The organism is Streptomyces sp. NPDC001315, from assembly GCF_042896175.1.
In the GTDB taxonomy this organism is placed as follows: domain Bacteria; phylum Actinomycetota; class Actinomycetes; order Streptomycetales; family Streptomycetaceae; genus Streptomyces.
This window is the reverse complement of the sequence record NZ_JBIAWZ010000050.1, coordinates 1-5,319: the sequence shown is the minus strand read 5'-3', so window position 1 is coordinate 5,319 and position 5,319 is coordinate 1. Positions and strand designations below refer to the sequence as shown.

Annotated in this window: 4 protein-coding genes and 2 pseudogenes; 4 read left to right on the top strand and 2 right to left on the bottom strand. The window is 70.4% G+C overall.

The window, feature by feature from the left end; genetic code table 11:
• The first annotated feature begins 17 nt into the window (after positions 1 to 17).
• The 4 genes and pseudogenes from ACFY16_RS43010 to ACFY16_RS42995 form a co-directional block, all read left to right on the top strand.
• Positions 18 to 653, top strand: coding sequence for a bifunctional 4-hydroxy-2-oxoglutarate aldolase/2-dehydro-3-deoxy-phosphogluconate aldolase (locus ACFY16_RS43010; protein WP_390652673.1), 636 nt, complete (start codon positions 18 to 20; stop codon positions 651 to 653).
• Positions 650 to 1,687 (top strand): PfkB family carbohydrate kinase, encoded by a 1,038-nt coding sequence (locus ACFY16_RS43005; RefSeq protein WP_390652672.1) that lies wholly within the window; start codon positions 650 to 652, stop codon positions 1,685 to 1,687. The genes ACFY16_RS43010 and ACFY16_RS43005 overlap by 4 nt, the downstream gene beginning before the upstream one ends.
• 35 nt (positions 1,688 to 1,722) lie before the next feature.
• On the top strand, positions 1,723 to 2,763 hold the full coding sequence (locus ACFY16_RS43000; protein WP_390652671.1) for an aldo/keto reductase: 1,041 nt from the start codon (positions 1,723 to 1,725) through the stop codon (positions 2,761 to 2,763).
• Positions 2,726 to 2,923 (top strand): annotated as a pseudogene (locus ACFY16_RS42995) (FadR/GntR family transcriptional regulator); the annotation flags it as partial. The gene ACFY16_RS43000 and the pseudogene ACFY16_RS42995, both read left to right, overlap by 38 nt.
• Before the next feature lie 117 nt (positions 2,924 to 3,040).
• Here the strand turns inward: ACFY16_RS42995 and ACFY16_RS42990 are convergent.
• Complete coding sequence (locus ACFY16_RS42990; protein ID WP_390652670.1) at positions 3,041 to 4,990, bottom strand: alpha-L-fucosidase; 1,950 nt, start codon at positions 4,988 to 4,990, stop codon at positions 3,041 to 3,043.
• A 130-nt stretch (positions 4,991 to 5,120) separates the two neighbouring features.
• Positions 5,121 to 5,319, bottom strand: a pseudogene (locus ACFY16_RS42985) (hypothetical protein); the annotation flags it as partial.

Genomic DNA, 5,319 nt, shown 5'->3' with positions numbered 1-5,319 from the left:
CCGCCGGTTTCGACTCCGTGCTGAACGGCTGCCGTCTCCTTCCGGTGCTGACCGTGCCGTCCACCGCGATGGCCGGCCCACTGGCCGACGCCCTCGCGGCCGGCGGTGCCCGGTGCGCCGAGGTCACCTTCCGTACCCCGGGCGCCGAGCGGGTGCTCAAGGAGATGGCCGCCCACGGTGGCTTGGCCGTCGGCGCCGGCACGGTACTCACGCCCGAGCAGGCGGAGCGGGCCGTGGCGGCCGGGGCCCGCTTCGTGGTCTCGCCCGGTTTCGACGAGGAGGTCGTCGCGAAGTGCCGGGAGCTGGAGGTGCCTGTGGTGCCCGGCATCGCCACCGCGACAGAGCTGATGCGTGCCCTGCGGACCGGCCTTGACACCGTCAAGCTCTTCCCCGCCGAGCCGCTCGGCGGCCTGCGGACGCTGCGAGCGCTCGCGGCCCCCTTCCCCGGGATGCGCTTCGTACCGACCGGCGGGATCGACGCTTCCCGCCTGGCCGCCTACCTCGCCGACCCGGCGGTCCTCGCCGTCGGCGGCAGCTGGATGGCCACCGCCGCCCACCTGGAGCGCGGCGACTACGAGGACATTCGCCGACTGACCGCCGAGGCCGTCGAGGCCGTCGAGGCCGTCGAGGCCGTCGAGGGGAGCATGACGTGATCGACGTGGTGGCCCTCGGCGAGGTGATGCTGCGCTTCGATCCGGGCGAGGGACGGATCCGAACCGCCCGCTCCTTCCAAGTCTGGGAGGGCGGCGGCGAGTACAACGTGGTGCGTGGACTGCGACGCTGCTTCGGCCTGCGGGCAGCTGTCGTGACCGCGCTGGCCGACAACGCGGTGGGCCGGCTCGTCGAGGACCTGATCCTCCAGGGCGGCGTCGGCACCTCGCTGATCCGCTGGGTGCCCGACGACGGGATCGGCCGCATCGCCCGCAACGGGCTGAACTTCGTCGAACGCGGCTACGGCATCCGCGGCGCCCTCGGTGTCAGCGACCGCGCCCACACCGCCGTCTCCCAGCTGCGCAAAGGTGACGTCGACTGGGACGCCGTGTTCTCCGCCGGGGTGCGCTGGTTCCACACCGGCGGCATCTTCGCCGGCCTGTCGGACACCACGCTGGATGTCGCGGACGAGGCCATGGCCGCGGCGCGCCGCCATCGGATCACGGTCTCCTACGACCCCAACTACCGTCCCAGCCTCTGGGCCGGACGGGGCGGCGCCGACGCCGCCCGCGAGGCCGACCTCAGGCTCGCCCGGCAGGCCGACGTCGTGGTGGGCGCCCTCGGTCTGGCCGGGACGTATCCGGGTCAGGCACACATCGGGGCCGACGAGGTGGCGGACGCGCTCGCCGAGGTGGCAGGCCTGCTGCCCGAAGCGAAAGTACTGGCGACGACCCTGCGCGAGGTGCCCTCGGCCGGGGTCAACGACTGGTCCTCGGCCGGCTGGTCCGCCGAAACCGGCTTCGTCACCGGCCCGCGGATACCCGGCCTGCAGGTTCTGGACCGCATCGGCTCCGGCGACGCCTTCGCCGCCGGACTGATCCACGGACTGCTCAGCGACACCGGCCTGGAGCGCGCCCTGGCCTACGGCACCGCCCACGGCGCGCTCACCATGACCACGCCCGGCGACGTCTCCATGGCTTCGCTCGCCGAGGTCGAGGCGCTCATCGCGGGCGGATCAGCCCACGTCAGTCGCTGACCGGAGCCCCCTTACCCGTATCCCAGGAGCACGGCTTGCACCAGCAGAAGATCCCCGACACGCCCGTCTCGCTCACCGAACTCGGCTTCGGCGCATCCGTGATCGGCAACCTGTATCGCGTCACCCCGGTGGACGATGCGACCGCCGCCGTCGATACGGCCTGGGATGCGGGTATCCGCTACTTCGACACCGCACCGCACTACGGCCTCGGTCTCTCCGAGCGTCGCCTGGGCGCCGCCCTGCGAGGCCGCCCACGCGACGATTACGTCATCTCCTCCAAGGTGGGCAGGCTCCTGGTGCCCAACGAGGAACCGCACGGCGTCGACCCCGAGGGCTTCGTCGTACGGGACGACCTGCGCCGGCAGTGGGACTTCAGCCGCGACGGCGTACTGCGCTCCATCGAGGACACCCTGCAGCGCACCGGCCTGGACCGCCTCGACATCGTCTACCTGCACGACCCGGACGACCACTGGCGGGAGGCCGCCGAGGAAGCCATGCCCACACTCGCGGACCTGCGCGACCAGGGCGTGATCGGCGCGATCGGCGCCGGCATGAACCAGTCGGCCATGCTCGCCCGCTTCCTGCGCGAGACCGCCGCCGACCTGGTGATGCTCGCCGGCCGCTACACACTCCTGGACCAGTCGGCACTGGACGACGTCCTGCCCACCGCACAGGAACTCGGCAAGAGCGTCGTCGCGGTCGGCGTCTTCAACTCGGGACTGCTCTCCCTCGACCGGCCCGCCGAGGGCATGAAGTACGACTACCAGGACGCCCCGCCGCAGCTCGTCGCGCGGGCGCTGGCCATCGCCGAGGTCTGCCAGGCGCACGGCACCACCCTGCCCGCCGCCGCGATCGCCTTCCCGCACACGCACCCCAACATCATCAACGTCACCCTCGGCATGCGTAGCCCCGACCAAGTGACACGGAACGTGGAACTCCACGACCAGCACATCCCGGACGGCCTCTGGGACGACCTCCGCACCCAGAGACTGATCAGGCCGGACGTGCCGCGGGGCACGGTGGGGGGAGGGATGAGCGGTGTCACTGACGGACAAGGCCATCGAGCAGATCCGTGAGCTGATCCGGACCGGTGCCCTGCCACCGGGCTCGAAGCTCCCCCCGGAGCCGGACCTGGCCGCACAGCTGGGGCTGTCCCGCAACCTCGCCCGCGAAGCGGTCAAGGCATTGGCCGTCGCGCGGGTCCTGGAGGTCCGCCGGGGCGACGTCGCCTATGTGGGCGGCGTCGTGGCGGAGGCGCGCACGCCTCCGCCACGACGTAGCCTGCGTACCGCGGTTCGGACCCTCGCCGACGCCGGCGTTCGAGCCGTCGCTGACGTCCAGTAGCTCGCCTCTCTAACGGTTCGCCAGCCCGGCCGTGCCGGCGTCCGCGCTGAAGGGCCGGTCGTAGACCTCCAGGCTGCGGATCGAGGCCCAGACGCCGGCGGGAAGGCCCGTGACGGTCACCCGCACATGGCGTGCCTGCGCGTGGAAGAGGGACACCTGCACCTGACTGGTGCTGGTGGTGGCGGTCAGGTCGGCCAGGGTGGTCCAGTGGGCGTTGTCGGTGGAACCCTCGATCCGGTACCGGTAGTTCGTGTCCGCGAACTCCCAGGCGATACGGGTGCCGGTGAGCGACCTCTCCGATTTCAGGTCCACCTTCAGCCACTGTCCCGTGTCGCCGTTGCTCGCGCACCAGCGGGTTGCGGTGGAGCCGTCGACGGCCTTGGCCGCGGTGTTGCCCTTGGAGGTCTCCTTACTGCTGGCCGTGGCCGACATGCCGGCGGCGATGTCGGTCGGCTGCACGGAGCGGTCCAGCGTGACACCGACGACGCTGTCCTCGGGGATGCGGGTGCGGTTGACGCCGGTGATCGTCACCTTGCCGTCCGAGCCGACGGTGTACGGCAGGTTGGCACCCGTGGCGACGTCGAAGACGCGGGTGACCCGTGCGTCTCCGGCGGGCGGGGTGGTGAAGGAGGTGCCGCTGTAGCCGGGCAGCAGGTGGACGTAGAAGGTGTTGTCCTTGTACGTGTAGCCGTACTGGCCGTCCACCGGTTGCCACGGTCCGCCGCGCGTGCCGTAGACGGCCTGGCCGCAGGTGGACAGGAAGGAGCCGACCCTGCGCACCGCTGCTGCTTGCTCGGCCGGTACCGCGCCCGTGCGGTCCGGGCCGACGTTGAGCAGGCAGGTCATGTTCCGCACCCAGGCGTTGACCAGGATGTTCATGATGTCGCCGAAGCTCATCACGGGCGCGCCGGCCGTGTAGCCCCAGGCGCCGCCGATGGTGAAGCACTTCTCCGCCAGCTTGCCCGTGCGGATCGCTCCGCTCGGCACGGAACCGCCTTCCTCGCTGGTGAAATCGCCGATCCAGCCGGAGCGCAGAGTGGTGACGATGTCGGGCTGGTGCTTGCGGACCAGGCCGGTCAGCCCCAACGGCTTGCCGGTGGCGGCGTCGGTCTCGCTGTAGGCGGAGTCCACCGGCCACTCGTTGGAGGGGTCGCGGAATTTGCCGGGCTCCCAGAAGAAGGCGGCGTCCGCGTCGGTACCCTGCTGGCCGAGCCAGCCACCGTCCCACCACAGGTCGTCGATCTTGCCGTACTGGGTGACCAGCTCCTTGACCTGCTGGTACACCTCGTTCTTCATGATCCGCGCGTTCTCCTTGTGCGCGGGATCGGTGACGTAACCCCACTTGTTCGGGAGGCAGTTGGTGCCGCGGACGTCGTAATAGCCGGGGTAGCGCCAGCTCAGCGGCGAGTAGTACAGACCCACCCTCAACCCGGCGGTGCGCACGGCGGTGACGTACTGGCTGATGAAGTCGCGTTGCAGGGGCGCCTGTCCGGCATGCCAGGCGTTCGGGTGCGTGGACGGCCACAGCGCGAACCCCTCGTGGTGGCGGGCCGTGAGGACCGTGTACTTGGCGCCCATGTCCTTGGCCAGCTGCGCCCAGTCGGCAGGGTTGTACGCAGTGGCGGTGAACTGCTCGCCGGTGACCTCGGTGACGTACTTCCTGTAGTTCTCCGGGGTGATGGCGGCGTTCTCCATGTACCACTCGCCCTTGGCCGGGCCGGAGTAGACGCCCCAGTGGATGAACATGCCGAGCTTGGCGTCCTGCAGCCACTGGATCTTCTCGTCGGGCTGCTGCTCGATGCCCAGGTCCAACTTGGGGATCCTCAACGGGAGAAGGGGCACCGGCTGGGGGGAGGAGGCGGCGTGCGCCGGCGTCGCCAGCGTCGGCGAGACGGCCGCGACAACCGTCATGGCGGCCATGCCGGTCAGTACTGTGCGGCGACTGATCGGTTCGGGCAAGGATCTCTCCTGACTATTCGCAGAACCGCACGGACGGTGTTGCGGCGTAGAGGGGAGCAAGCACGGGGAAGGCATCCCCGCGGTGAACCACATGGCTCCGCACCGTCCAAGAACATGGGATGAACCTCGATCATCCGCGCACCCCGCCGGACAACTCGCCCGGCGGGGTGACGCGATACAACTTGCCGATCGCGGATGCGCCGAAGCCGAGTTCGGTGAGCGAGACGGGCGTGTCGGGGGTCTCGCGTTGCTGCAAGGAGTGCTCCTGGTACGGGTGAAGGGCTCCGACGGTCAGCCTCTGGCGTCGGCGTCGGCCCGGTCGGTGCTGT